General features: G+C 65.7%; 22 protein-coding genes. 8 read left to right on the top strand and 14 right to left on the bottom strand.

What is annotated here, in order from left to right; all coding sequences use genetic code 11:
- The coding region (locus tag GVM20_RS14815) for an OmpA family protein (protein ID WP_166547960.1) at positions 1 to 464 on the top strand (464 nt) is incomplete at its 5' end.
- A gap of 66 nt (positions 465 to 530) precedes the next feature.
- Here GVM20_RS14815 and dnaE read toward each other — a convergent pair.
- From dnaE to GVM20_RS14795, 4 genes are all read right to left on the bottom strand, one after another.
- Entirely contained in the window at positions 531 to 4,031 is a 3,501-nt protein-coding gene (gene dnaE / locus GVM20_RS14810; protein WP_166547959.1) for a DNA polymerase III subunit alpha, read from the bottom strand.
- Between the two features lie 76 nt (positions 4,032 to 4,107).
- Complete coding sequence (locus tag GVM20_RS14805; RefSeq protein ID WP_199799639.1) at positions 4,108 to 4,587, bottom strand: glutathione peroxidase; 480 nt, start codon at positions 4,585 to 4,587, stop codon at positions 4,108 to 4,110.
- Positions 4,588 to 4,611: 24 nt separating this feature from the next.
- The gene (locus GVM20_RS14800) at positions 4,612 to 5,304 is read right to left on the bottom strand and encodes an ABC transporter ATP-binding protein (protein ID WP_166547958.1); all 693 of its coding nucleotides are present in this window, start codon (positions 5,302 to 5,304) and stop codon (positions 4,612 to 4,614) included.
- Positions 5,297 to 6,547: a lipoprotein-releasing ABC transporter permease subunit gene (locus tag GVM20_RS14795; RefSeq protein ID WP_166547957.1), complete on the bottom strand. Its 1,251-nt coding sequence runs from the start codon at positions 6,545 to 6,547 to the stop codon at positions 5,297 to 5,299. The genes GVM20_RS14800 and GVM20_RS14795 overlap by 8 nt, the downstream gene beginning before the upstream one ends.
- 216 nt (positions 6,548 to 6,763) lie before the next feature.
- On the opposite strand from GVM20_RS14795, the gene purF reads away from it, so the two are divergent.
- The 3 genes from purF to GVM20_RS14780 all read left to right on the top strand — a co-directional run bounded on the left by purF (position 6,764) and on the right by GVM20_RS14780 (position 9,447).
- Positions 6,764 to 8,251, top strand: coding sequence for an amidophosphoribosyltransferase (gene purF, locus GVM20_RS14790; protein ID WP_199799638.1), 1,488 nt, complete (start codon positions 6,764 to 6,766; stop codon positions 8,249 to 8,251).
- 6 nt (positions 8,252 to 8,257) lie between these two features.
- Positions 8,258 to 8,974 (top strand): SDR family NAD(P)-dependent oxidoreductase, encoded by a 717-nt coding sequence (locus GVM20_RS14785; RefSeq protein WP_166547956.1) that lies wholly within the window; start codon positions 8,258 to 8,260, stop codon positions 8,972 to 8,974.
- A gap of 125 nt (positions 8,975 to 9,099) precedes the next feature.
- Entirely contained in the window at positions 9,100 to 9,447 is a 348-nt protein-coding gene (locus tag GVM20_RS14780; protein WP_166547955.1) for a PilZ domain-containing protein, read from the top strand.
- A gap of 15 nt (positions 9,448 to 9,462) precedes the next feature.
- Here the strand turns inward: GVM20_RS14780 and GVM20_RS14775 are convergent, their stop codons facing one another.
- The 3 genes from GVM20_RS14775 to GVM20_RS14765 all read right to left on the bottom strand — a co-directional run bounded on the left by GVM20_RS14775 (position 9,463) and on the right by GVM20_RS14765 (position 13,155).
- Positions 9,463 to 10,677, bottom strand: a complete 1,215-nt coding sequence (locus tag GVM20_RS14775) for a serine hydrolase domain-containing protein (RefSeq protein ID WP_353653171.1) — start codon at positions 10,675 to 10,677, stop codon at positions 9,463 to 9,465.
- Positions 10,678 to 10,742: 65 nt separating this feature from the next.
- A complete protein-coding gene (locus GVM20_RS14770; protein WP_166547954.1) occupies positions 10,743 to 12,128 on the bottom strand; it encodes a cryptochrome/photolyase family protein in 1,386 nt (461 codons plus the stop codon).
- Between the two features lie 106 nt (positions 12,129 to 12,234).
- Positions 12,235 to 13,155 carry a metal-dependent hydrolase gene (locus GVM20_RS14765; protein ID WP_166547953.1) on the bottom strand — a complete coding sequence of 307 codons (921 nt, stop codon included), beginning with the start codon at positions 13,153 to 13,155 and terminating at the stop codon, positions 12,235 to 12,237.
- Between the two features lie 107 nt (positions 13,156 to 13,262).
- Here GVM20_RS14765 and GVM20_RS14760 point away from each other — a divergent pair, with 107 nt between their 5' ends.
- Both GVM20_RS14760 and GVM20_RS14755 read left to right on the top strand, forming a co-directional pair.
- Positions 13,263 to 14,213 (top strand): alpha/beta hydrolase, encoded by a 951-nt coding sequence (locus GVM20_RS14760; RefSeq protein WP_166547952.1) that lies wholly within the window; start codon positions 13,263 to 13,265, stop codon positions 14,211 to 14,213.
- Positions 14,210 to 14,689, top strand: a complete 480-nt coding sequence (locus tag GVM20_RS14755; protein ID WP_166547951.1) for an RNA pyrophosphohydrolase — start codon at positions 14,210 to 14,212, stop codon at positions 14,687 to 14,689. The genes GVM20_RS14760 and GVM20_RS14755 overlap by 4 nt, the downstream gene beginning before the upstream one ends.
- A 4-nt stretch (positions 14,690 to 14,693) precedes the next feature.
- Here the strand turns inward: GVM20_RS14755 and GVM20_RS14750 are convergent, their stop codons facing one another.
- The 5 genes from GVM20_RS14750 to GVM20_RS14730 all read right to left on the bottom strand — a co-directional run bounded on the left by GVM20_RS14750 (position 14,694) and on the right by GVM20_RS14730 (position 20,362).
- Positions 14,694 to 15,194, bottom strand: coding sequence for a tetratricopeptide repeat protein (locus tag GVM20_RS14750; protein ID WP_234032041.1), 501 nt, complete (start codon positions 15,192 to 15,194; stop codon positions 14,694 to 14,696).
- 62 nt (positions 15,195 to 15,256) lie between these two features.
- Positions 15,257 to 16,435: an RsmB/NOP family class I SAM-dependent RNA methyltransferase gene (locus GVM20_RS14745; protein WP_166547949.1), complete on the bottom strand. Its 1,179-nt coding sequence runs from the start codon at positions 16,433 to 16,435 to the stop codon at positions 15,257 to 15,259.
- Between the two features lie 117 nt (positions 16,436 to 16,552).
- A complete protein-coding gene (gene guaB, locus GVM20_RS14740; protein ID WP_166547948.1) occupies positions 16,553 to 18,007 on the bottom strand; it encodes an IMP dehydrogenase in 1,455 nt (484 codons plus the stop codon).
- A 97-nt stretch (positions 18,008 to 18,104) separates the two neighbouring features.
- Positions 18,105 to 19,613 carry a M20/M25/M40 family metallo-hydrolase gene (locus GVM20_RS14735; protein WP_166547947.1) on the bottom strand — a complete coding sequence of 503 codons (1,509 nt, stop codon included), beginning with the start codon at positions 19,611 to 19,613 and terminating at the stop codon, positions 18,105 to 18,107.
- The gene (locus GVM20_RS14730) at positions 19,610 to 20,362 is read right to left on the bottom strand and encodes a 3-hydroxybutyrate dehydrogenase (RefSeq protein ID WP_166547946.1); all 753 of its coding nucleotides are present in this window, start codon (positions 20,360 to 20,362) and stop codon (positions 19,610 to 19,612) included. The genes GVM20_RS14735 and GVM20_RS14730 overlap by 4 nt, the downstream gene beginning before the upstream one ends.
- Positions 20,363 to 20,468: 106 nt before the next feature.
- On the opposite strand from GVM20_RS14730, the gene ypfJ reads away from it, so the two are divergent.
- A complete protein-coding gene (gene ypfJ, locus GVM20_RS14725; RefSeq protein ID WP_166547945.1) occupies positions 20,469 to 21,359 on the top strand; it encodes a KPN_02809 family neutral zinc metallopeptidase in 891 nt (296 codons plus the stop codon).
- Between the two features lies 1 nt (position 21,360).
- Positions 21,361 to 21,867, top strand: a complete 507-nt coding sequence (locus GVM20_RS14720; protein WP_166547944.1) for a hypothetical protein — start codon at positions 21,361 to 21,363, stop codon at positions 21,865 to 21,867.
- Between the two features lie 19 nt (positions 21,868 to 21,886).
- On the opposite strand, the gene GVM20_RS14715 is transcribed toward GVM20_RS14720, so the two are convergent.
- Positions 21,887 to 23,572 (bottom strand): M56 family metallopeptidase, encoded by a 1,686-nt coding sequence (locus GVM20_RS14715; RefSeq protein ID WP_166547943.1) that lies wholly within the window; start codon positions 23,570 to 23,572, stop codon positions 21,887 to 21,889.
- Positions 23,569 to 23,958, bottom strand: a complete 390-nt coding sequence (locus GVM20_RS14710) for a BlaI/MecI/CopY family transcriptional regulator (protein WP_301749301.1) — start codon at positions 23,956 to 23,958, stop codon at positions 23,569 to 23,571. Before GVM20_RS14710 ends, GVM20_RS14715 begins: the two co-directional genes overlap by 4 nt.
- Positions 23,959 to 23,988 lie beyond the last annotated feature (30 nt).

Here is a 23,988-nt window from a genome sequence, read left to right as displayed (position 1 = left end):
TGTCGTCAATCACGGTGCCAACGCCAGCCACGTCGACCGGGAGCTTCATGTTGGCAATACCAACGCCGCCGCCGCCGGCTCCGGTCGCTCCCCCGCCGCCGCCCAAGGCTGCGTGCAACACCGGCCCGTACATCGTGTTCTTCGATTTCGACCGTTCGGACATCTCGCCCGAAGCGTCGACGATCCTGAACAACGCGGTTACCGCCTATGCCAATTGCGGCATGGCGCGCGTGATGCTGGCCGGTCACACCGACAAGGCCGGGAGCGCGCAGTACAACATGGCGCTCGCCGGACGTCGTAACGAAGCTGTGCGCAGCTACATGACCGGTCGCGGCATTCCTTCGGGTCAGATTTCGGGCGAAGCGTTTGGTGAAAGCCAGCCGCGCGTGCCGACCGCTGACGGCGTGCGCGAAGCGCAGAACCGCCGCGTTGAAGTGAGCTACGGCCCGGGTTCGGGGATGTAATCCTCACGCCGTCTGACGGATGAATTAGAGGGGGGCGGCGCGATCCGCCCCCTTTTTCGTGTCCGCTCAGGCGACCAGTCGCAGGTTGCCGCGCTTCTTGAGCGGCACCAGCGCAACCTTGGCGATACCCTCGACCGCAGCCAGCCGCTCGGCCAGCTCGCCATTCAGCACGAAATTGCTGCCAAGCCGCATCTGCACCTGATCGCCGTCGGCCAGCATCAACCGCACCAGCACTTCACCGGAGCCGGTCGGGCGCTCGCCTTGGGCTGCGGCAAGTTCGATCTGGAGTTCGCGCAAGGCTTCGACCGAGGCAATATCGGCCGAAAGCTCCATGGCCGTTGAACCGATTACTGCGGCCAAGGGGCGTGCGCCGCGCACGGTGAGGCGGGGCGGCTCGTCCGGACTTGGCGCGTCCAGCTCCACCGTCAGCAGCAGGCATTCGCCATCCGCCGCCCAGCGTTCGAACTGCGGGACGAGCGCCTCTTCGAAACAGGCGGCTGAGAATTGCCCCGAACTATCGGAGAAATCCGCCCGCACAAAGGTGCCACCCTTGCGCGTGCGGGCCTTGGTGATGCCTTCGACCATCACCGCCATCACCGCCGACCCGCGCCCGCCCGCAGGCGCGCCCGCTTCCATCAGGCTCTGATAGGTGCGCGCGCCATTGGCCGAGGCGACATCGCGGAACTGCTGCACCGGGTGGGCGGAGAAATAGAACCCGAAATTCTCGCGCTCCTTGGCCATCCGGTCGGTGCGCGACCACGGCTCGCACGGCTGGAGGCGCAAATCTTCCGCCGGCCCTGCATCGCCGCCGAACAGCCCGACCTGACCGCTCGACCGCTCACGGATCGCGGCATCGGCCACGGCCATCAGCAGATCGGCGTTGGCGAACAGCAGCGCGCGATTGGGCTCGAGCCCGTCAAACGCGCCCGCGCAGATCAGCCCTTCGAGTTGGCGGCGGTTCATCGTGCCTTGCGGCAGGCGCTCGAACAGGTCCTTGAGGCTGGCGAAAGGCCCGTTCGCCGCGCGCTCGGCCACGATCGCATCCATCGCCTTTTCGCCGACATTGCGAATGCCCGCGAGCGCATAGCGCACCGCGTAGCCCGTATCCGTCTGCTCGACGGTGAACTCGGCTTCACTGGCGTTGATGCAGGGCGCCAGCACCTCAACCCCGCCATGGCCGTTGGGATAGCGGCGCGCATCGTCAACGAAGACGTTGAGCTTCTCCGACTGGTGCATGTCGAAACACATCGAGGCGGCGAAGAATTCTTCCGGGTAATGCGCCTTCAGCCACGCGGTCTGGTAAGCGAGCAGCGCATAGGCGGCCGCGTGGGATTTGTTGAAGCCGTAGCCTGCGAACTTGTCGATCAAGTCGAACAGCTCGTTCGCGCGCTTGGCCTCGATGCCAGAGCTTGCCTTGCAACCCTCACAGAAGCGCCCGCGCTGGGCGTCCATTTCGGCCTGCACCTTCTTGCCCATCGCGCGGCGCAGCAGGTCTGCATCGCCGAGCGAATAGCCCGCCAGCACCTGCGCGGCCTGCATGACCTGTTCCTGATAGACGAAGATGCCGTAGGTTTCGGCGAGGATGCCCTCGAGCTTGGGGTGCGGATATTCGATCGGTACCACACCGGCCTTGCGCTGGCCGAACAGCGGGATGTTATCCATCGGGCCGGGGCGATAGAGCGAGACGAGCGCGATGATGTCGCCAAAATTGGTCGGCTTCACCGCCTTCAGCGTGCGGCGCATCCCTTCCGATTCCAGCTGGAACACGCCGACGGTATTGCCGGTCTGCATCAGGTTGTAGACCTGCGCGTCGTCCAACGGCAGCGCGCCCAGATCGATGGTGATGCCGCGCGCTTCCAGCAGATCGACCGCCTTGCGCAGCACCGACAGGGTCTTCAGCCCGAGGAAGTCGAACTTCACCAAGCCTGAGGATTCGACATACTTCATGTCGAATTGCGTCACCGGCATATCGGAACGCGGGTCGCGGTAAAGCGGCACCAACTGCGCCAGCGGACGATCCCCGATCACGACGCCCGCTGCGTGGGTTGAGGAATTGCGGGGCAAGCCCTCCAGCTGCATCGCCAGATCGACGAGGCGCTTCACGTCCTTGTCGTTGTCATACTCGCGCCGGAAATCCGCCGCGCCGTTGAGCGCGCGGGGCAGCGGCCAGGGGTCCGTCGGGTGGTTGGGCACCATCTTGCAGAGCCGGTCGACCTGACCATAGCTCATCTGCAAGATACGCCCGCAGTCGCGCAGCACCGCGCGCGCTTTCAGCTTGCCGAAGGTGATGATCTGCGCGACGTGATCGCTGCCGTATTTCTGCTGCACATAGCGGATCACTTCGCCGCGCCGCGTTTCGCAGAAGTCGATATCGAAGTCGGGCATCGACACGCGTTCGGGGTTCAAGAAGCGCTCGAACAGCAGGCCCAGCCGGATCGGATCAAGATCGGTGATCGTCAGCGCCCATGCCACCGCCGAGCCTGCCCCCGACCCGCGCCCCGGCCCCACGGGGATGCCCTGATCCTTGGCCCACTTGATGAAGTCGGCAACGATCAGGAAGTAACCGGGGAAGCCCATGTTGACGATGACATTGATCTCGAATTCGAGGCGGTCGAAATAGACCTTGCGCTCTTCCTCTGTGAGATCGGGATAGGCAGAAAGCCGCGCTTCAAGCCCGGCGCGCGAATCCTCCGCCAGCATCCGCGCCTCGCCCGAAAGATCGCCGGCGAGGCTGGGCAGGATCGGCTTGCGGTACGGCGGCGCAAAGGCGCAGCGCTGGGCGATCACCAGGGTATTGGCGGTCGCCTCGGGAAGGTCGGCAAAGGCCTCCTCCATCATCGCCGCCGATTTGACGAAGGCCTGCGGGTTGGAGCGCGGGCGATCATCCGCATCGATCTGGGTCGAATTGGCAATGCACAGCATGGCGTCATGCGCCTTGTGCATATGCGGTTCGGCAAAGTTGGCCGGGTTGGTGGCCACCAGCGGCAGGCCTCGCGCGTAGGCGAGGTCGATCAGCGGATCCTCGGCGCGTTCGCACACCGGATCGCCGTGGCGCGCGAGTTCGAGATAGAGCCGCCCCGGAAACAGCGCCTCCAGCCGGTCAGCGAGCCGCGCGGCGGCCTCATGCTGCCCCTCCGCCAGTAGCCGCGTGAGCCCGCCCTCACCCGCGCCGGTCAGCGCTATCAGGCCAGCAGTGCGGCCCTCAAGATCATTGAGCGTGACATGCGGATCGCGTTCGAGCGGCCGGTCGAGGTGTGCGGAGGAGACCAGGTAGCACAGGTTGTCATAGCCCGCGTCGTCCTGCGCAAACAGTGGCAGGTAATCGACCCCGCCGCGCTCATCATCCCGCGCCACGCCCAGCAATGCGCCGATGATCGGCTGCACGCCTTCGCTCTTGCAGGCGGCGGCGAAGGCCATGATGCCGTAGAGCCCGTTGCGGTCGCAAATAGCGATGGCCGGATAGCCACGCTCCTTCGCCAGCTTGGCAATGTCCTTGGGATCGATCGCGCCTTCGAGCATCGAATAGGACGAAAGCACGCGCAGGGGGACGAAGGGAGCAAAGGGCATCCTTCGCAATCTAGGAATTCGCAGCGATTCTCAAAGCGCCCCGCCGCTTATCCTGTGCACAGGCCGGCGCAAAAGTTCACAGCAGCGCTTCAATATCCCGCGCGATCTTCTCGGGCGCGTCGGTCGGGCCGTAGCGCTTCACCACCTTGCCATCCCGTCCGATCAGGAACTTGGTGAAGTTCCACTTGATTGAGGTCGACCCCATCAGCCCCTTGGCCGAGGTCTTCATCCAGTCGTACAAAGGCGAGGCCTTGGTGCCGTTGACGTCAATCTTGGCCATCAGCGGGAAGGTGACGCCGAAATTGACCTTGCAGAATTCGGCGATCTCGTCGGCATTGCCGGGTTCCTGACCGCCGAACTGGTTGCAGGGGAAGCCCAGCACTTCGAAACCCTGATCCTTGTATTGCTGGAACAGCTTTTCCAGCCCGTCATACTGGGGGGTGAAGCCGCATTTGCTCGCGGTGTTGACCACCAGCAGCACCGTGCCAAGCTTGTCCTTGAGGTCGAGGGGCTCACCCCGGTTGGTGGTGACGGTGAAGTCGGCAATCGTCGTCATGTCCGTGATCCCCTGTTAATGCGACTAAACGAGTACACCTTCCTTGAGGCGCACCACCCGGTCCATTTTCGCCGCGAGGCGTTCGTTGTGGGTCGCCACCAGCGCCGCGCTGCCTTCACCCCGCACCAGCGCGAGAAACTCGGCCAGCACATTGTCAGCGGTGACTTCATCGAGGTTGCCGGTCGGCTCGTCCGCCAGCACCAGTGTGGGCCGGTTGGCAAGCGCGCGGGCGACGGCGACACGCTGTTGCTCTCCGCCCGAAAGCTGGCTCGGGCGATGGGTCAGGCGCTGGCCGAGGCCGAGGCTGGTGAGCAAGCTGTCAGCCCGCGCTTCTGCCTCTGGCCGCGCCACGCCGAGGATCATCTGCGGCATCACCACATTCTCGCGCGCGTTGAAATCGGGCAGCAGGTGGTGGAACTGGTAGACGAAGCCGAGATGTTCGCGCCTGAGCCGGGTCCGCTGATCGCTGGCGAGGTCTTCGGCACGCTCGCCCGCCACGCTGATCGAGCCTTCGAACCCGCCTTCGAGTAGGCCGACGGCTTGCAGCATGGTCGATTTGCCCGAGCCCGACGGTCCCAGCAGCGCCACGATCTCACCCGGCATGATATCGAGATCGATGCCGCGCAGCACCTCGATCCGCTGCCCGCCCTGTTCAAAGGCGCGCTTCAATCCGCGCAGGGACACGATCGGCGCCCCGGTGACGAGCGGACTACTCATAACGCAGCACCTGCACCGGATCGGTGTTCGCCGCCTTGAGCGCGGGATAGAGCGTCGCCAGGAAGCTCATCCCCAGCGCCAGCATGACAATGCCGAAGACTTCCCACGGATCGGTGCGCGACGGCAGGGTGGAGAGGAACCGCACCTGCGGGTCCCAGATTTCCTGTCCGGTGGCAAAGGCAATGAAATCGACAATCGGCTCGCGGAAGAACAGGATGATCGCGCCGAGTGCCAGACCCGTCATCGTCCCGATCGCGCCCACCGTGGTGCCGGTCGTCACGAAAATCTTGAGCATCGAGCGCCGCGTCGCGCCCATCGTGCGCATGATCGCAATGTCGCGGGTCTTGGCGCGCACCAGCATGACGAGGCTGGAAAGAATGTTGAACGCCGCAACCAAAACCATGAACGACAGCGCAAAGAACATCGCGACCCGCTCCACCTGCAAGGCTTCGAACAGCGCCGAGTTCATCGTCTTCCAATCAGCGATCAGCGCCTTGCCGGTCAGCCGCGCGGAGACGGGGGCGAGAATTTCGCCGACCTTGTCCGGATCATCCACCGTCACTTCGATCTGCGCGACGGAATCGCCCATCAATAGCAATTGCTGGGCATCCTTCAGCGGCAGCATCACGAACTTCTCGTCGAAGGTGTAGATCCCGACCTCGAAAATCGCGCCGACTTCATAGCCGACCTGCCGGATCGAGGTGCCGAAGGGTGTAGTGCGCCCCGCCGGATTGATGATGGTGATAACGTCGCCCACCCGGATGCCGAGGTTCTGCGCCAGACGGCTGCCAATCGCGACCCGGCCCATGCCGTCCGGTCCGGGCTCGGCCAGACTGCGGATATCGCCCAGCAGCACCTTCTCGCCCAAAGCGGCAATATCCTTGTCGGACTGGCCGCGCAGGAAGATCGCCTCAACCCGCCCGCCGAAGCTGGTGAGCAAAGGGCGCTCGATCAGCGGGGAGACTTCAACCACGCCCGGTGTCTTCTCGATATCGGCCATGACATCGCGCCAGTCGTTGAGCTTGCCATCATAACCCTGCACCACCGCATGGCCGTTGAGCCCCACGATCTTGTCGAGCAATTCGCCGCGAAAGCCGTTCATCACGCTCATCACGACCACCAGCAGCGCCACCGAAAGCGCCACCACGCCGACCGATATGCCCGCGACAAGCGCAATGAATGCCTCCCCCTTGCCGGGCCAGAGGTAGCGTTTGGCGATCATCCATTCGAAGGGGGAGAGCATGAGAGGTGCGGGTTGCCCGTTATTGGCTGAACCCTGCCTGTAGAGCGCCTGTCTGCTCGCGGCAATCCAATGTTGCGACCTGCCCCCGCACCGGCCTGTCACACGCCAGTCAGCAAAAAGCCGGGGCAGATGAGCGTGCTTTGACTTGTAATTGATCCGTCACATCGCCATTGGAGCCTTGCGCCGCAGCAGCATGGTTCGCGGACAGGTCTGGTGATGCCGATGACGCCCCTCAATGTGACTCACCCCTTCCTTGATGTCGATGGCGACAAGCTGCGCGAGGAATGCGGAATCTTCGGCGCGGTCCGCGCCAATGACGCGGCGGCGACGACCGCGCTGGGCCTCCACGCGCTCCAGCATCGCGGGCAGGAAGCCGCCGGGATTGTCAGCTTTGACGGCAAGGAATTCTTCGCCAGCCGCGGGCTTGGCCATGTCGCCGAGAATTTCTCCTCGTCCGAAGCCATCGCCGCCCTGCCCGGCCAGATGGCCGCGGGCCATGTGCGCTATTCCACCACCGGCGGATCGGGCCTGCGCAATGTCCAGCCGCTCTACGCCGATCTGGCGAGCGGCGGCTTCGCGGTCGCGCATAACGGCAATATCTCGAATGCGATGAGCCTGCGCACCGATCTGGTGAACAAGGGTTCGATCTTCCAGTCGACCTCCGATACCGAGGTGATCATCCACCTCGTCGCCACCAGCCGCTATCCCACCATTGCCGACCGGCTGGTGGATGCCCTGCGTCTGGTCGAAGGTGCCTATGCGCTGATCGTGATGACGCCCGAGGGCATGATCGCCTGCCGCGATCCGCTCGGCATCCGCCCGCTGGTGATGGGCCGCATGGGTGATGCGATCCTGTTCGCCTCCGAAACCGTCGCCTTCGACGTCGTCGGCGCCGAAGTGATCCGCGAGATCGAACCGGGCGAGCTGGTGCTGGTCGATTTTGCCGGAGACATCCGCTCGGTCCGCCCGTTCGGCAGCCCCGCCCCGCGCCCCTGCATCTTCGAACACGTCTATTTCAGCCGCCCCGATTCTGTCTTTGCCGGGCGCTCGGTTTACGAGGCGCGCAAGGCCATCGGGATGCAACTCGCGCTCGAATCCCCGTGCGAGGCCGATCTGGTGGTGCCGGTGCCCGACAGCGGCGTGCCGGCGGCGATCGGCTTTGCTCAGGAATCGGGTCTGCCGTTCGAACTCGGCATCATCCGCTCGCACTATGTCGGGCGGACCTTTATTCAGCCATCGGACGGCGCGCGCCATTCGAGCGTAAAGCGCAAGCATAACGCCAACCGCGCACTGGTCGAAGGCAAGCGCATCGTGCTGATCGACGATTCGATCGTGCGCGGCACCACCTCGATGAAGATCGTCGAGATGATGCGCGAAGCAGGCGCCAAGGAAGTCCATTTCCGCGTCGCCAGTCCGCCGACCGCACATTCCTGCTTCTACGGCGTCGATACGCCCGAACGCTCCAAGCTTCTGGCCGCACGGATGGAGCTGGAGCCGATGCGCCAGTTCATCAAGGCCGACAGCCTCGCCTTCATCTCGATTGACGGGCTTTACCGCGCGGTGGGATCACAGGCGCGCAACACAACCTGCCCGCAATTCTGCGATGCCTGCTTTACCGGCGACTATCCGACGTCGCTGACCGACCTGGCGCTCGCCGAACAGAAGAGCGCCGAACTTCCCTTTGCTGATCCCAAGGCTGCCTGACCCGTCATGACCGATATTGCCAAGCCGCTTTCCGGCCGCACCGCGCTTGTCACCGGCTCCAGCCGCGGGATCGGTGCTGCCACCGCCAAGGCGCTGGCCCGCGCAGGCGCGCACGTCATTCTGGTGGCGCGCAAGGTCAAGGCGCTGGAAGCGGTCGAGGACGAAATCCATGCCTTTGGCGGCACATCGACCATCGCGCCGATCGACCTGACCGAGCCGGATGCCGTCACCCGCCTCGCCTCGGCGATCGCGGGGCGCTGGCAGACGCTCGACATCATGGTGCTGGCGGCGGCCTATCTGCCCGAACTGACGCCCACCTCGCAGATCGAACCCAAGCCGTTCAATCAGGCGCTGCTGACCAATGTGGTCGCCACCCAGGCGCTGCTCGCCGGGTTCGACCCGCTGCTGCGCCGCGCCGAGGCAGGCCGGATCATCGGCCTCACCAGCAGCGTGGCAGCCGCGCCGCGACCCTATTGGGGCGCTTACGGCGCAACCAAAGCCGCGTTCGAGAACCTGCTCGAAACCTATGCCGCCGAGGTCGAGCGGCTCAGCCCCCTGCGCGTCGCGATCATCGATCCCGGCGCCACCCGCACCGAAATGCGCGCGCGGGCCTATCCGGGCGAAGACCCTGCAACGGTCAAGGCCCCCGAAGTGGTGGCCGACCGCTTGCTGGCGCTGCTGGTGGAGGGTTTTGACAGCCTCCACCGTGAACGGATCGGCTGAAACCACGCCTGCTTACGCCTGCGTTAACCATTTGCTGAAACCCGCGCTTTACGATCGCTGGGGCAAACTCCCGCGTGGACCACATCGCCCGGAGAGACCACAGCTTTCAGTACAAGGCTAAAGCAATGCCCCTGAGTTCAGATCCCTACAGCTCCGCAGCGCAGGAAGATCGGTGCAGCCCGCGGACGCGGCTCACGATCCCGGCGACCTTGCGCGCCTCGGGCGGACGTGCGTTCCAGAGCGTGGTGCATGACCTGTCGATCTCCGGCTTCTCGGCCGCGTCGATCAACCGGATGCACGAAGGCCAGATGTGCTGGCTGACGCTGCCCGGCCTCGAATCGCTTCAGGCCGAGGTCGTGTGGTGGGACAACTGCATCGTCGGCTGCGCCTTCAGCGAGCTGCTCAGCCCGATCGTCCACGACAACATCCTGCAACGTTACAGCAACGTCGGCGTTTATCGGCAGATGATCTGAGGGCAGCGAAGGCGCTTACTTCGCCTCTGCCGCGACCTTCCGGCTCAGATCGAGGAACTGGCCGCGCTCCGGCCCGCCGCTGGCCGTGGCCCAATTGCCGACATAGGCGAAGACCACGCGCTTGTCGGGAAACAGCGTGATGCCCTGACCGAAGATCCCTTGAGCTCCGAACGTGCCCTGCGGATAGGTCCACCACTGGTAGCCATAACCGAAACCGCTCGTCCCGAAATCAACCGCGCTGTCGGTCGCCTCGGCAAACCAGCCTTCGGGCACCGCACCCTTACCGCCTTCCAGCACGAACTGGCCCATGCGGGCATAGTCGCCAAGCGTGATCGACAGGCAGCATCCGCCGATATTCCCGCCGCGCGGATCGACCATCCAGAACAGCCCGCCTGCAAACCCGGCCGGCTCGGTGATCTTGGCCTGCGCATATTCCGCCAACGGCTCGCCAACCGCGTTCTCGACCAGGACGCCGATGAGGTTGGTCTCGCCGGTCTTGTAGACCCACTTTGCACCCGGTTCGGCCTCACGCGGCAGCGATTTCATCTGCGCCACGATCGCCTCGGGGCCGTATTCCACCACAAAGCGGTTCATCTGAGCGACGTCGGAATTGGCGTCGGTGTAATCCTCGTTCCACTTCACGCCGCTGGTCATGGTCGCAAGCTGGCGGACGGTCACGCCGTCGTAGGCCGAACCCTTGAGGCCGGGGATATACTTGGTCACCGGATCATCGAGGCTGGTGATGAACCCGTCCTTCACCGCCGCGCCGAGCAGCGTGGAGGTGAAGCTCTTGGCGACCGAGAAGCTCGTCCAGCGGTCGGTGGGTTTGAGGCCGAGGCCGTATTCCTCGTGTACGACCTTGCCATCGACCAGCACCATCACGCCGGCGGTCTTGGTCGCCTGCATCAAGGCGGTGATCTCGGCCTGCAAGGCAGGGCTGAGCGGCGTGCCCTTGGGCAGCGCGCGCGGCGTCTTGGCGGCGGGGACTTCGTGCCCGGCGAACCATTGCTCCATCGCGCGGAAGCGCTCCGAGCGCTGGCTGTCATTCCAGAACAGCACGGCCAGCTCCGAAGGATCGCGCGCGGGTGGCTGGGTGAGCTGCACGGCGGGCGCCGCGGGGCCAGCAGCCACCGTGGGCGCGGTGTCAGCGCTTGCCGCACACCCGCCGAGCAGCGCCGCCAGCGCCAGACCCGAAACCACTCCTGCCAATCGCCGATCCGCGCGCATCATCCCGTCCTCCCGTTTTTTCTCTCACGCGGGCATAGGCGGACGCAGCGCTTCCGGGCAAGCCCGCTTTAGCCGTCCTTCAGCGTCTTGAGCGCCGCCAGCGCCCGTTCACGCGCCTGCCGGTGCGGGACGATCTTGCGGGGATAGCCTGCGGGCCTGCGCCCGAACTCCTCGGGATCGTGCACGTAAGGTTCGTCGATGCCCTTCAGTTCCGGCACGTAAGTCCGGATATAACGCGCCGCGTCGAACTTCTCCGACTGGCTGAGCGGGGCCATGATCCGGCTGAACATATTGCTGTCCACACCCGTCCCCGCCGTCCACTGCCAGTTGGTGGCGTTGGAGGCATAGTCGGCGTCGCACAACGTGTCCCAGAACCACTTTTCCCCCTCGCGCCAGTCGATCAACAGGTGCTTGATGAGGAAGCTCGCGGTGATCATCCGCACGCGGTTGTGCATCCACCCGGTCTGCCACAGCTGGCGCATCCCCGCATCGACGATGGGATAGCCGGTGCGGCCCTCTTGCCACGCCTTGAGATCGCGCGCGGCGGCGGGGTCGGTCGCGGGATCGCGCCACGGGAAGCGGTCGAAATCCTCGCGGTAGTTTTGCGTCGCGTATTTGGGGAATTGCAGGATCGCGTTCTGCGAATAGTCGCGCCAGATCAGCTCGCCCTCGAAGGTGCGCCAGCCGTCCGACCGCTTGTGCTTGAAGCGGTGCCAGATCTGGATCGGCGAGATTTCGCCGAAATGCAGGTGCGGCGAGAGGCGCGAGACTTTGTCGACGCTCGGCAGATTGCGCTTGTCGTCGTAGTCGTCGACATCCGCTTCCCAAGCGGTGAGGCGTTCCTGCGCGGCATCTTCGCCGACGTGCCAGAAGTCGCGCATCCCGCCCGACCAGTCGGGCTTGGTCGGGAGCAGGTTCCACGACGCGAGGTCATCGCTGGCGGGCCAGCAATCCGGCGCATTCAGCTTTTCGGGTGCGGGGAGTTCGTCGCGCGGCGGAAACTCGGCGCGCACGGCGCGGCTGAAGGGGGTGTAAATCTTATACTGCCCGCCCGTGCCGGTGGTGATGCTGCCCGGCGGCATCAGATAGTTGCCGTGGTGGAGTTGCAGGTCGAGCGACTTCGCCAGCTTCCGCTCGGCATTGAGCCACCACGGTTCGTAATGGTGGTTGGCGTGGATGGTCGTCGCGCCAGTCTCAGCCGCCAGCTTGGTGAGTTCCGCCACCGCCTCCCCGCGCTGCAGGATCAGCTTGCTGCCCTGGGCTTCGAGGCTCTTGGCAAGGCTGCTGAGCGAATGATGCAACCACCACCGCGAGGCGCCGCCATAGGCGTGATGCTTGGGGCTTTCGTCGTCGAGCACATAGACGGCGATGACCGGCCCGGCCTTGGCGGCGTGGTAGAGCGCAGGATTGTCGGCCAAGCGCAGATCGCGGCGCAGCCATACGAGTTGGGTCATTGTGGACTTTCAAGAATTCGTCATTGCGAGGAGCCGAAGGCGACGCGGCAATCCAGAGTGCATCACGTGCCGCTCTGGATTGCTTCGCTTCGCTCGTATTGACGAATTAGGGCGGGGTAAGTTCCTCGCACTTCACATCGGGCAGCGCGAGGCTGAACCTGTCCTCGATACGCGGGTCGGTGAAGCGGGCGTCGCGCAGCACCACCGCGCCATCCTCCGCGCGAGTGAGGAAGGGCGCGCGCGACCAGAACAGGAAGGCATCGAGCTGCGTGTTTGTTGTCCGCGCGGCTGAAAGATCGCATTGCGAGGGGCTTACTTGAATGCTCGGCGAGTTTTCGAATTTGTAAGCACCATTGAGCCCGACGATAATGTCGCGGTCCCAAAATGCCAAAGGCACGGGGCTGATGATCACGCTGTCAGCAAAAACCGCATCGGCCGCAACGAGCCTAGCCAGGAACGCCGATATTCCAGCATTCACCCCAATATACGCCAGCCCAACCGCAATCCCCACCCGCGCAGGCCGCATCCACTCTGCCCCCTCCTTTTCCCGCCGCCGCGACCACCAGATGCTCGCAATCAGCACCGCCCACAGCCACACATCGATGATGAACAGCGTATCGCCGTAGAACCACTGCGAGGAGAACGGCTCCAACAAGCGGATGCCGTAAACGTTCAGCCAGTCAAAGAACGGGTGGCTGAGGCACCCGACAAACGCCATCGCGTAGAGCCAGCCAAACCGCACCGGCAAACGCGCCTCGGGCCGCGTTCCACGCTTCGTCTGCCAGCGGTCAAACGCCCACAGCATCCCCGCCAATATCAAGGGCAGCAGCACCAGCGCAAGCGGGCCGTGGGTGATGCCGCGGCGGAAGGCGAGGTGCTCGGTGCCCTCCAGCCAGAAAAAGCACGCCGCATCCACGTCCGGCAGGTTTGCGCCAATGATCAGCGCCGGCATGGCGAGGCCCGTGGTGCGCTTTAACCCCGCCTGCCCCAGCACGGCGCCGACCAGGCTATGTGTCAGATTGTCCATGGCTTCGGGAGTTAGCGCGCCCGTCCGCGCGCGGCGAGTGCAAAGATGCTTGGAACTTGGCCCCTCCCTCGCCTATCGCACCGCGAAAGACCCGGGAGAGAACCACAATGACCGACGCGCCTTACATCCGCCCCGACATGAAGGCCTTCCTCGACATGATGGCGCAGGTGAACGGGCCCAAGCTGGTCGACATGACGCTGGCCGAAGCGCGCGATTCCTATGTGAAGATGCACGGCATCGCTGATCGTCCGGCGCGGGCGCTCCCGGTAATCCGCGACCTCGCCTGCCCCGGCCCGAACGGCGACATCCCGCTGCGCCTCTATGACGCCCGCGAGAGCCGCAACGAAGCCTCGCCGGTGGTGATGTTCTACCACGGCGGCGGGTTCGTGATCGGCGATCTCGACACCCATCACGCGCTGTGCTCCGAGATTGCCGCGCTGATCGATCTGCCGCTGGTGGCGGTGCATTACGCCCGCGCGCCCGAAGCGCCCTTCCCCGCCGCGATCCTCGACTGCGAGGCGGCGACGCGGTGGGTGGCGGGCAACCCTGCCGAGTTGGGCCGCCAGGCCTCGGGCATTATCACGATCGGCGACAGCGCGGGCGGCAATGCCACGGTGGTCGTCGGGCAATTGCTGGGCGCAAACCCCGCCGCCGTGCCGGTCGTGCTGCAAGTGCCGATCTTCCCGCTGGTCGCCGATGCGAACGGGTCAGCCAGTATGGCGGCGTTCTCGGATGGCTTCCTGCTCACTGGCGACACTATGGCCTTCTTCGATGCCGCCTACGGCGCAGACCGCAGCGACCCGCGCGGCTTCCCGATCCTTGGCGATCACTCCGCCGCCCCGCCCACCATCGTCGTCACCGCCAGCCTCGATCCGATCCGCGATTCGGGCCGCGCCTATGCCAAGGCCTTGGTCGATGCGGGGCGGGATTGCGTGTTCCTCGAAATGCGCGGGGTGACGCACTCCTTCACCAACCTGCGCGGCGCGGTGCCGAGCACGCAGCGCGATCTCGAACGCATCATCGCCGCGATGCAGTTCATGCTGGGCAGCCCGGCATGAGCCCCGAAGGCCTCCCCTATCGCCCCTGCGCGGGCTTCATGCTGGTCAATGCCGAGGGCCTTGTCTTCGTCGGGCAGCGGATTGATCCGTCGGCGCACGGCTTCTGGCAGATGCCGCAGGGCGGGATCGACCGGGGCGAGGATATTCAGGACGCTGCCTTGCGTGAATTGCACGAGGAAATCGGCGTTGCGGCCCATCTCGTCGAGGTCATCGCGCCCGCCTCACGCCCCTTGCTCTACGACCTGCCGCCCGAGCTGCTGGGCAAGGTCTGGAAGGGCAAGTATCGCGGGCAGGAGCAATACTGGTTCCTCGGCCGCTTCCTCGGCACGGATGCCGATATTGACTTGGAAGCCCACGATCCGCCCGAATTCAACGCATGGAAATGGGTCGCACCCGATCAGCTGCCCGAGCTGATCGTGCCGTTCAAACGCGAGGTCTATGAAACGCTGGTGGCGGAGTTCCGCGACCTGATCTGATCGCTCAGTTGGACGCGGGCGCCGTGTCCGTGCTGCTTTCGATCGCGAGGCGCGGCGAAGGCCCCCGTGCGATGCTGCTCTGCAAGGCCACGGTTTCGGGGCAAGCATCCCCGCACATGGTTTGCAGCTTGGCAAGGTTGCGCTTGGCCTTTTCGAGCGCGCCCTTTTCCACGAGCGCCGCGCCTTCGCCCGAAATCGCGGCGAAATTGCCCGGGTCCCGCTCCAGCGCGTCACGGTAATAGCGAATCGCCTTGCCTTGCAGGCCTTGCTGGCGCGCGGCTTCGGCGAGATCGATGAAGATCGGCGTGTAGCCCGGATCGACCGCGAGTGCGGCTTCGAAGGCATCGACGGCTGCTTGGCTCTCGCCTGCCGCCAAAGCGGCCTGACCTTGCGCGATCAAGGCGGCGGCGCGCGGATCGGGCGCGCGGACATCTCCTGCAATCGTGATGCTCGCCGTCATGGCCAGACACAGGGACAGCGCGGCGGCAGCAGGCGCAAAACGCATCAGAAGCTCCTTCAGTGCATGAGACCGGGAACCGGAAGGCTGGGTCATATCATGCGAAGCTATCATGGTGAACGCAAGCAGGCGATGAAAAAACCATCCGTTCCGTCATGGTGCGGATCGAGCCGGATGCCACCGCCGCGCGGACGACCGAGCGGCAGCGTGAGCGGCTCGGCGGACCAGCCGGGATGCTGCGCCAGGAAGGCGGTGATGCGGTCCGGCCCTTCGGCATCGAGCACCGAGCAAGTGACGAAGCCGATCGAACCACCGGGCCGCACCAGCTGCGTCGCCAGCTTCAGCACATGGTCCTGCAAGGCGTTGAGCCGCGCCAGTTCCGCCGGATCGAGCCGCCATCGCCCTTCGGGGCTGCGTCGCCAGGTTCCGCTGCCCGAGCATGGCGCATCGACCAGCACATGATCGGCCCGCCCCGCCCACGGTCCCAGCGCCCGCATTTCGCGGCCCGGATCGAGCAGAACGGTCGAATCGATCGCCGCCCCGGCGCGTGCAGCGCGAGGAGCCAGATTGCCGAGACGCCGCTTGTCGGTATCGGCGGCGATAATGTTCGTCGCATTCCCAAGCCGTGCGGCCAGCGCCAGCGTCTTGCCACCGCCGCCTGCGCACAGGTCGATGATGGTATCGCCAGCCGCAATCGGCAGCGCCTCGACGATGAGCTGGCTGCCCAGGTCCTGCACTTCGATCAGGCCTTCGGTGTAAGCCTCCCACTGCTCGACCGCCGTGCCGGATGCGAAGCGCAATCCTTGCGCTGACACGAGCGGCTCGCCCGGTTCGGGCAGCGTCAGACTGTCGCGGTCGGCCTTCAGCGCATTGACCCGCAGGTCGAGCGGCGCGCGGCCCAGCAGCGCGGCGATTTCAACCCCGCCCAGCCCGGAGGCGCGCAGGGCTGCGGCGAGCCACTTGGGCGCCAGCGCCGTCTTGGCCGCTTCCTCACCCTCGGCGCGAGGCGCGGGGCCGTGGGGCGAGCCATCGAACAGGCTTGCGACCGCCTCGTCCTGCCCGGCGACCGCCAGCATCGCTGCCCGGCCGCTATCCGGCACCGGCCCGCACAGGCGGATCGCGCGATAGACCAGATCGCGCACCGCACGCCGGTCCTTGGACCCGGCATAGCGGCGGGCGCGGAAATAGTCGGCAATGATCCGGTCGGCAGGCGCACCCTTCCCGCGCGCGGCGGGAATGATCACGTCGAGCAGCTCGATAGCCGCCTCAACCCGTGCGGCGGGGGTCATCGATCCTCCCCTTCAGGGGAGGGGGACCATGCGCAGCATGGTGGAGGGGAGAACCGTCGCTCGCCCTTCCACCCCGACCCTGCGGGTCGCGGTCCCCCTTCCCGGGACGGGAAGGATTCAGCGGGTCGGGTAATTGGGAGCCTCGCGGGTGATTGCGACATCGTGGACATGACTTTCCGATAGGCCAGCATTGGTAATGCGCACGAACTTTGCGCGGGCCTGCAAGTCGGCAATCGTGGAGGAGCCGGTATAGCCCATGGCAGCCTTGATCCCGCCGACGAGCTGGTGGACGACATCGGACGCAGGCCCCTTGAACGGCACCTGGCCTTCGATCCCTTCGGGCACCAGCTTCATCGCGCTGACATCCTGCTGGAAATAGCGGTCGGCCGAGCCGCGCGCCATCGCGCCGACAGAGCCCATGCCGCGATAGGCCTTGTAGCTGCGGCCTTGGTAGAGGAACACTTCACCCGGGCTTTCGGTGGTGCCAGCCAGCATCGATCCGATCATCACGGAGGACGCCCCCGCTGCCAGCGCCTTGGCCGCATCGCCCGAGGTGCGCAGGCCGCCATCGGCGATCACCGGTACGCCGGACTTGGCGGCTTCGGCGGCGCTTTCCATGATCGCGGTCAGCTGCGGCACGCCCACGCCGGCCACCACGCGAGTGGTGCAGATCGAGCCCGGGCCGATCCCGACCTTGACCGCATCCGCGCCCGCATCGACCAACGCGCGGGTCGCTTCGGCGGTGGCGACATTGCCCGCAATCACCTGCACCCGGTTCGACAGCTTCTTCACCCGCTCCACGGCGCGGGCGACTTCGATATTGTGGCCGTGGGCGGTGTCGATCACGATCACGTCGACCTCGGCATCAACCAGCGCTTCGGTGCGGGCAAACCCGGCATCGCCGACAGTGGTCGCCGCCGCCGCGCGCAGGCGGCCGGTGCCGTCCTTGGTGGCGTGCGGGTAGTTGACCGCCTTTTCGATATCCTTGACCGTAATGAGGCCGATGCAGCGGAACGCATCATCCACCACCAGCAGCTTTTCAATCCGGCGGGCATGCAGCAGGCGGCGCGCCTCTTCCTGCCCCGTGCCGAGCGGGACGGTGGCGAGGTTCTCGGTCGTCATCAGCTCACGCACCGGCTGCATCGGGTTTTCAGCAAAGCGCACATCGCGATTGGTGAGAATGCCGACGAGCTTGCCGCCCGCGTCCACCACCGGAATACCGCTGATCCGGTGGAGCTGCATCAGGGTCTGGGCCTCACCCAGCGTCGCATCGGGGTGGATGGTGATGGGATTGACCACCATGCCGCTTTCGTAACGCTTCACCGCGCGTACGGCGGCGCATTGGGCGTCGATATCGAGATTGCGGTGGAGGACGCCGATGCCGCCCAGCTGCGCCATCGCAATCGCCATGTCGGCTTCGGTGACGGTATCCATCGCTGACGACAGCACCGGGATGTTGAGCGCAATCTCGCGCGTCAGCCGGGTCGAGGTATCGGCCATGCTCGGCAACACGCTGCTTTCCGCGGGACGGAGCAGCACGTCGTCGAAGGTAAGACCGAGCGGGATATCCATGAGCGCCACTTTCTGATGACCGAGAGGAGGTTCCCCTCGCACCTTTGATGCGCCGGAGAATCGTGGCGGCCCATGTAACCGCACTTGCCCGATTGCGCTAGGGCTGCGGGGCGGCGGCTGGCGGATAGCGCGCTGGGTCGGCCAACTGGCGGATCAGCTCCTCGTGCAGCAGCAGGTCTTCGATCGCCCCGCCCAACTCGATTTGGGCCGCTTCATCATCAGGCCGGTGATAGCGGCTGAGGAGAAACGGATCGAGGATCGCGCGGCTGCCATAGGTGCTCGACACCAGCACGCTGGGCACGCCCGCCTGATGCAGCGTCCAGCCGTCCTGGCGCTGGAGGAAGCTGTCAGCAAGGCTCTGGTCGCCGAGCAGACGCCCCTTGCGAGCCAGCATGTCGAGGATTGCGGCATCGAGCGCCGGGGTGTGGCCGCGACCGATGATGCCCACAGGACTGCCCTCGGGCGCGACCGCCATCATGTCGAAATTGAACGCAGCGACAATGCTCGACAGCGGCAGCGGCGGCGTCTTCACGAAAGCGCGCGCGCCCAGCAACCCGGCTTCTTCCGCACTGGTGGCAAGGACATAGATATCGCGGCCCAGCGGCGGACCGGCCTTCAGCCGCCGCGCCAGTTCCAGCATCATCGCAATCCCGCTGGCATTGTCGGCCGCGCCATTGCAGATCCGGTCAGCCGCTTCGGGCGGGCCGCATTCGCCCAGATGGTCCCAATGCCCCAGCAGCAGCACCGCACCCGATCCGGGGATGGTGCCGGGGATCATCCCTATGATGTTCTGACTGGGAAACTCGCGGCGATCCGATGTTGCCTCGATCGTCACCGCCATATTGAGTTCGAGCGGAGCGAAGTCCGCCTGCTTGGCTTCGCGTTTCCACAGCTCCCAGCGCTTTTCTCCCACCGCCCGGCCAATCGCGGCATCGGTTATATAGGCCGAGAGCGTATCCATCTGCTCGCTGGCGAGTTCCACCCGCCCGCGTTCTTCCTTGCGGCGCACTTCGGCGAGCGCTGCGGTATCGGGCACGACCGTCACCACCGCCGTAGCGCGCTGGCGGAACAAGGCCTCGCGCCGCGCGCTGTCGCGGCCCGGATCGGCGAGCATCAGGGCGGCGGCCCCGGCCAGCGCATCCCCCAGCACCGAGCCATCGCCATAGCCCACGAACACCACCGGCACGCCCGTCCCCGGCCCGCCCGCAGCCAGCGCGCGGCGGCGTGGGGTGTAGACCGCTGCTTCGGCTTCGGTGAGAGTCACCGCCCTGCGCCCGACCCCCAATGTCAGCTGCCCGGTCTGCGGCACAGCCTCGACCAGGTCGACCGGCAGGCGCCAGTAGGAGCCGGGATCATTGGTGCCCGACACCAGTCCGACCTCGCCCATCCGCCGCTCGATATATTCGTAAGTGGCCTTGCCGCCTGCGGTGCCCGGCTTGCGCCCGCCAAACTGGTCGCTGGCGAGCATGTCGATATCCGCTTGCAGGCGTGCAGCAATGTCGCTCTGCGCCGCGTCCGGCACGGCCTTGATCGGCGTGGGGGTACAGGCGGCCAGCCACAGGCTCGCCAGCAAAGTGACCAGCAGCCGGGCGCGCATGAGGCTCATTCGGCGGTCCAACCCCCGTCGATGGTGTAGTTCGCGCCGGTGATGTTGCGCGCCGCATCGCCGCACAGGAACACCGCGAGCGCGGCGACATCTTCGGGCAGGACGAAGCTCTTGGTCGGCTGCTTGGCGAGCAGCACGTCGTTCATCACCTGCTCGCGCGTCATCCCGCGCGCGGCCATGGTGTCAGGGATCTGGTTTTCCACCAGCGGGGTCCAGACATAGCCGGGCGAAATGCAATTGGCGGTGACGCCGCAGGTCGCCAGTTCTAGCGCGATGGTCTTGGTAAAACCTGCCAACCCATGCTTGGCCGCGACATAGGCGCTCTTGAACGGCGAGGCGGCGAGCGAATGGGCGCTGGCGGTGTTGATGATCCGCCCCCAGCCGTTCGCCTTCATCCCCGGCACTGCGAGGCGCGTGGTGTGGAACGCCGCTGTCAGGTTCAACGCGATGATCGCGTCCCACTTTTCGGGCGGGAAATCCTCGACCGGCGAGACGTGCTGCATTCCGGCATTGTTGACGAGGATATCCACCGGCCCGATCGCCGCCATCATCCCCGCAATCGCCTGCGGGTCCATCAGGTTCGCGCCGTTGTAGCTGGCGCCCAATTCCTCGCAAAGCGTGGCGATTTCAGCCGGATCGCCCAGCCCGTTGAGAATCACCTCGGCCCCTTCGGCCGCTAGCGCGCGCGCAATCGCGAGACCGATCCCCGAGGTGGATCCGGTGACGAGAGCACGCCGGTTCTTGAGCATTCGCCGCATCTCCTGCACGTTCGGCCTATTGGTGTTCGCTTTTGCCGTGCGGTTGGCGGCTGTCCAGCAAATTGCTGAAGCGAGCGCCGAAGCAGAAGGATTTCCCATGCGATTAGGCCCATTTGACACATCAAAAATCAATGTCCGCTCCAGCAATGACGGCGGCGGGGGCGGCGGCATGGGCCGCGCGGGCGGCGTGGGCTGCGGGACGCTGGTGATCGCGCTGATCGGTGCGGTGGTGTTCGGGCTCGACCCGATGCAAACCATCGGCATGGTCGAAAGCGTCCAGCAGCAGGGCGCGCCTGCGGGCAGTGGCGGCTCCGGCAGCGGCGCGGATATGACCGCAGACGAGATTTGCACCAGCAGCGCCTATGCGACCGAGGCTTGCAACGCCCTCACCAGCCTTGATGCGACGTGGCAGGCAAGCTTCCAGCGGGCCGGGATGCCGTTCGAACAGCCGTTCCTGAACCTCTATCGCAGCGGCGCGGTGCGGACCGAAGGTTGCGGTGGCGCGACATCGGCGGCGGGGCCGTTCTACTGCCCGGCGGACAAGGGTATCTATATCGACACCGGCTTCTATGACCAACTGGCCCAGATGTCGGGCACCGGTGGCGATTTTGCGCGACTTTATGTCATCGCGCATGAATATGGCCACCATCTCCAGAACATCACCGGCCTTGCCAATCAGGTGCGGCGCGAACAGCAGCGCAATCCTTCGGCGGCCAATCGCCTGCAAGTGGCGATGGAGTTGCAGGCCGATTGCTATGCGGGAATGTGGGCCGGCAAGAACCGCGACCTCATCGAGCCGGGCGATCTGGAGGAAGGTTTGAAGGCCGCCAGCGCGATTGGCGATGATACGTTAATGCGCAATGCCGGACAGAGCATTAATCCGGAGAACTTCACCCACGGCACCAGCCGCCAGCGCATGACCGCGCTCAGGCTGGGGCTCGACAGCACGAATGATTCCGCCTGCAACGTTTTCTTTGAAGGAACCTGACATGAAGCGCCCCCTCCCCTTTACCGCGCTCGCTGCTCTCACCTGTCTCGCTGGCCTGGCCGGAGGCACGGCCCACGCGCAGTCCATGCCCGAGCCCGATGCCACCGAAGTCGCCAAGACCCCCTTGCGCGATCTCAACATCGACGCGCGCGACATTCCCGAAATCCTGCAAGCCGCCGTGCGCAATCCCTATGCGGTGCCGGGCAGAGGGCGCTGCAATGACCTCGTCACCGAAATCGCCGCGCTGGATATGGAACTGGGCGCCGATTACGACATCGCCGAGGATGACGGGAAGGACCGTCTGAGCGAAGGCCGGATCGGCCAGAGCATCGTCGGCTCGGTGATCCCGTTCCGCGGCATCCTGCGCGAAGTGACGGGCGCGGCCAGCAATGACCGCGCCCTGCGTGCTGCCTTCACTGCGGGGATGGCGCGACGCGCCTTCCTCAAGGGTCTGGGTCAGGGCAAGGGCTGCGCCTATCCGGCCCGGACCAAGGCGGCGGGGAAGTAACCGCCGCCGCCCCAGCGGCTCAGCCTTCCGTTTCCGCCCAGCGGTTGATCTGCCGGTCAAGCGTGCGGAGCAACTGCTTGCGGGTGTCTTCGGGGATGTCCTTGTCGCTGGCGATTTCAGCGCGGGCTTCCTCGAGACCCTTGCGGGCCGACGCGAAGATGCGCTTGTGACAGATCGAGATGACCTGCACGCCATCCTTGTTGGTGGTTTCGCTCACCTCGTCATTGCCCGGCTGGCATTCGCGCTTGACGATGACGCGCTGCTGACCGGCGGCGGCGTTCGCTGCATCGGCTGACGCCATGGCCTCGGCGATAATCTGGGGCAATTCAGCGCGAACCCGGTCGGCTTCGGCGAGGCCTTCTTCAAGCGCGGCAAACATGGCGTCGCGGCTGGCCTTGTCGAAACCCTCCGCGGCTTCGAGTTCGCGGGCGAGCGCTTCACGGTCAGGCCCGCCGCGGAACACCATCTTCATCCGGCGCTCCTTGCCCTCATCATCGCGCCAGACATGCTCGGTCACTTCGGTTTCGCTGGCACCATCGCCGCCCATCATGATCACCGTCGGCGGTTCGGGCGCCTCGGGCGGCGTCGGAGGCTCGGGGGCTTCGGGCGGTGCAGGCGGTGCGGGGGGCTCCGGCGCCTCGGGCGCTTCGAGCACGGCTTCGGTCGCGGCATAGCTGATCGAGGCGGTCAGCGGCAAAGCCAGCAGCCCGGCGCCAAGGAGCGCACGGCCAGCCAGACGGCGGCGAGGGGACAGGTCGGACATGGCAAGACTCCTTAAGCGGTGAATGATCGATTTCTCGCCGAGCACCGGGCAGGCCATCGGCGCGGTCAGGGCGGCGTTGTGGGTGGCGCCGGGCAAGGCGGCGAAGCGGGCGATCAGCGCAGCATAGGCGGCGCGTTCCTGGGCCGAGCGGCGGGCCATGACCCGCGCATCGCAGGCAGCCTCCTGATCGCGGCGCAGGGCGAGCCAGCCATAGCGGCCGAGCGGATTGAACCAGTGCAGCGCGAACAGCGGCTGGATCAGCACATTGACCAGCAAGTCCCCGCCGCGGTGGTGCGCGAGTTCATGCGCCAGCGCGAGATCGCGCGCCGGGCGGTCATGCAGCGCCATGAAGCCGGGGGGCAGCGCGATCACCGGATCGAACACGCCCATCGCCAGCGGAGCGGTGGTTGCGGGGGTCTCGATCAGCCGAACCTTGCCAAGCAGGCCATGCGCCCGGCCAACCTCGCGGCCCTCGGCCAGCAAGATGTCGCGCAGCTCGAAGTAAGCGGCAAAGCGCCGCCACAGCGTCACCCCTGCCCCGGCGAGCCAGATCAGCAGCAAGCCTTCGATGATCGGCAGGTCGGCGAGCGTGGCGAAGAGATCGAACCCGGCCGGTTGCGGCGCGGCTTCCATCGGCACGGTCAGCGGCGCAGGCACGGCACCGGGAGGGGCCTGAACCGCGGCCTCCCAGATCATCGGATCAGCAGGCGACGGTGCTTCGGCGAGCAATTCTACAGGCGCGGCTGACGCTGGCTCGGCTACCTTGGGTGCCATCCAGGCGGGAAGCGTGACCGGCGGCAGCACCAGACGGGCCGCCGGAATCAGCCACAGAGCGTAAGCCGCCTCGGGGCCGAAATGCTTGGTGACCGAGCGCCGCAGCATCAGCACCAGCGCGATCAAGACGCCGGTCCACGCCAGCGTGTGCAGCAACATCCCGGTCATGGCCGCAGCTCCTTCAGCAGTGCCTCGATCTCGGCGAGGTCATCCTCGGTCAGGGCTTCGGTCTCGGCCAGATGCGCCACCAGCGAGGCGGCGCTGCCACCGAACAGGCGGTCAACCAGCCGCCGCGACTCGCCCCCGACATAGGCCTCGCGGGCGATGGTCGGGGTGTAGAGGAAGCGGCGGCCGTCCGGTTCAGCCGCCAGCGCGCCCTTCTGGACGAGGCGCGAGAGCAGCGTCTTCACCGTGGCGAGGCTCCAGCCCCGCGCGGTGCAAACCTCCTCGCACACATCGGCGGCGGTCTGCCGCGGGCGGTCCCACAGGACTTCCATCACCGCATGTTCGGCTTCGGTGATGCGTTCGCCTAGAGCGTCGTCGGACGGGGTCACAGGGGGTCTCCCTCGGTTTGTGATTACACC

Origin of the sequence: Porphyrobacter sp. SLTP (genome assembly GCF_009905735.1) — a bacterium.
Taxonomy (GTDB): Bacteria; Pseudomonadota; Alphaproteobacteria; order Sphingomonadales; family Sphingomonadaceae; genus Erythrobacter.
This window is presented reverse-complemented; position numbering and strand designations above follow the sequence as displayed.

Bases quoted from the DNA above. Each gene is read 5' to 3' on its own strand.
- GVM20_RS14735 (WP_166547947.1), bottom strand. From the start codon at position 19,613: ATGAGCCTCATGCGCGCCCGGCTGCTGGTCACTTTGCTGGCGAGCCTG.
- GVM20_RS14800 (WP_166547958.1), bottom strand. From the start codon at position 5,304: ATGAGTAGTCCGCTCGTCACCGGGGCGCCGATCGTGTCCCTGCGCGGA.
- GVM20_RS14795 (WP_166547957.1), bottom strand. From the start codon at position 6,547: ATGCTCTCCCCCTTCGAATGGATGATCGCCAAACGCTACCTCTGGCCC.
- purF (WP_199799638.1), top strand. From the start codon at position 6,764: ATGCCGATGACGCCCCTCAATGTGACTCACCCCTTCCTTGATGTCGAT.
- GVM20_RS14745 (WP_166547949.1), bottom strand. From the start codon at position 16,435: ATGACCCCCGCCGCACGGGTTGAGGCGGCTATCGAGCTGCTCGACGTG.
- GVM20_RS14720 (WP_166547944.1), top strand. From the start codon at position 21,361: ATGAAGCGCCCCCTCCCCTTTACCGCGCTCGCTGCTCTCACCTGTCTC.
- guaB (WP_166547948.1), bottom strand. From the start codon at position 18,007: ATGGATATCCCGCTCGGTCTTACCTTCGACGACGTGCTGCTCCGTCCC.
- GVM20_RS14780 (WP_166547955.1), top strand. From the start codon at position 9,100: ATGCCCCTGAGTTCAGATCCCTACAGCTCCGCAGCGCAGGAAGATCGG.
- GVM20_RS14805 (WP_199799639.1), bottom strand. From the start codon at position 4,587: ATGACGACGATTGCCGACTTCACCGTCACCACCAACCGGGGTGAGCCC.
- GVM20_RS14730 (WP_166547946.1), bottom strand. From the start codon at position 20,362: ATGCTCAAGAACCGGCGTGCTCTCGTCACCGGATCCACCTCGGGGATC.
- GVM20_RS14750 (WP_234032041.1), bottom strand. From the start codon at position 15,194: ATGCGTTTTGCGCCTGCTGCCGCCGCGCTGTCCCTGTGTCTGGCCATG.
- GVM20_RS14755 (WP_166547951.1), top strand. From the start codon at position 14,210: ATGAGCCCCGAAGGCCTCCCCTATCGCCCCTGCGCGGGCTTCATGCTG.
- dnaE (WP_166547959.1), bottom strand. From the start codon at position 4,031: ATGCCCTTTGCTCCCTTCGTCCCCCTGCGCGTGCTTTCGTCCTATTCG.
- GVM20_RS14765 (WP_166547953.1), bottom strand. From the start codon at position 13,155: ATGGACAATCTGACACATAGCCTGGTCGGCGCCGTGCTGGGGCAGGCG.
- GVM20_RS14715 (WP_166547943.1), bottom strand. From the start codon at position 23,572: ATGACCGGGATGTTGCTGCACACGCTGGCGTGGACCGGCGTCTTGATC.
- GVM20_RS14775 (WP_353653171.1), bottom strand. From the start codon at position 10,677: ATGATGCGCGCGGATCGGCGATTGGCAGGAGTGGTTTCGGGTCTGGCG.
- GVM20_RS14770 (WP_166547954.1), bottom strand. From the start codon at position 12,128: ATGACCCAACTCGTATGGCTGCGCCGCGATCTGCGCTTGGCCGACAAT.
- GVM20_RS14760 (WP_166547952.1), top strand. From the start codon at position 13,263: ATGACCGACGCGCCTTACATCCGCCCCGACATGAAGGCCTTCCTCGAC.
- GVM20_RS14785 (WP_166547956.1), top strand. From the start codon at position 8,258: ATGACCGATATTGCCAAGCCGCTTTCCGGCCGCACCGCGCTTGTCACC.
- ypfJ (WP_166547945.1), top strand. From the start codon at position 20,469: ATGCGATTAGGCCCATTTGACACATCAAAAATCAATGTCCGCTCCAGC.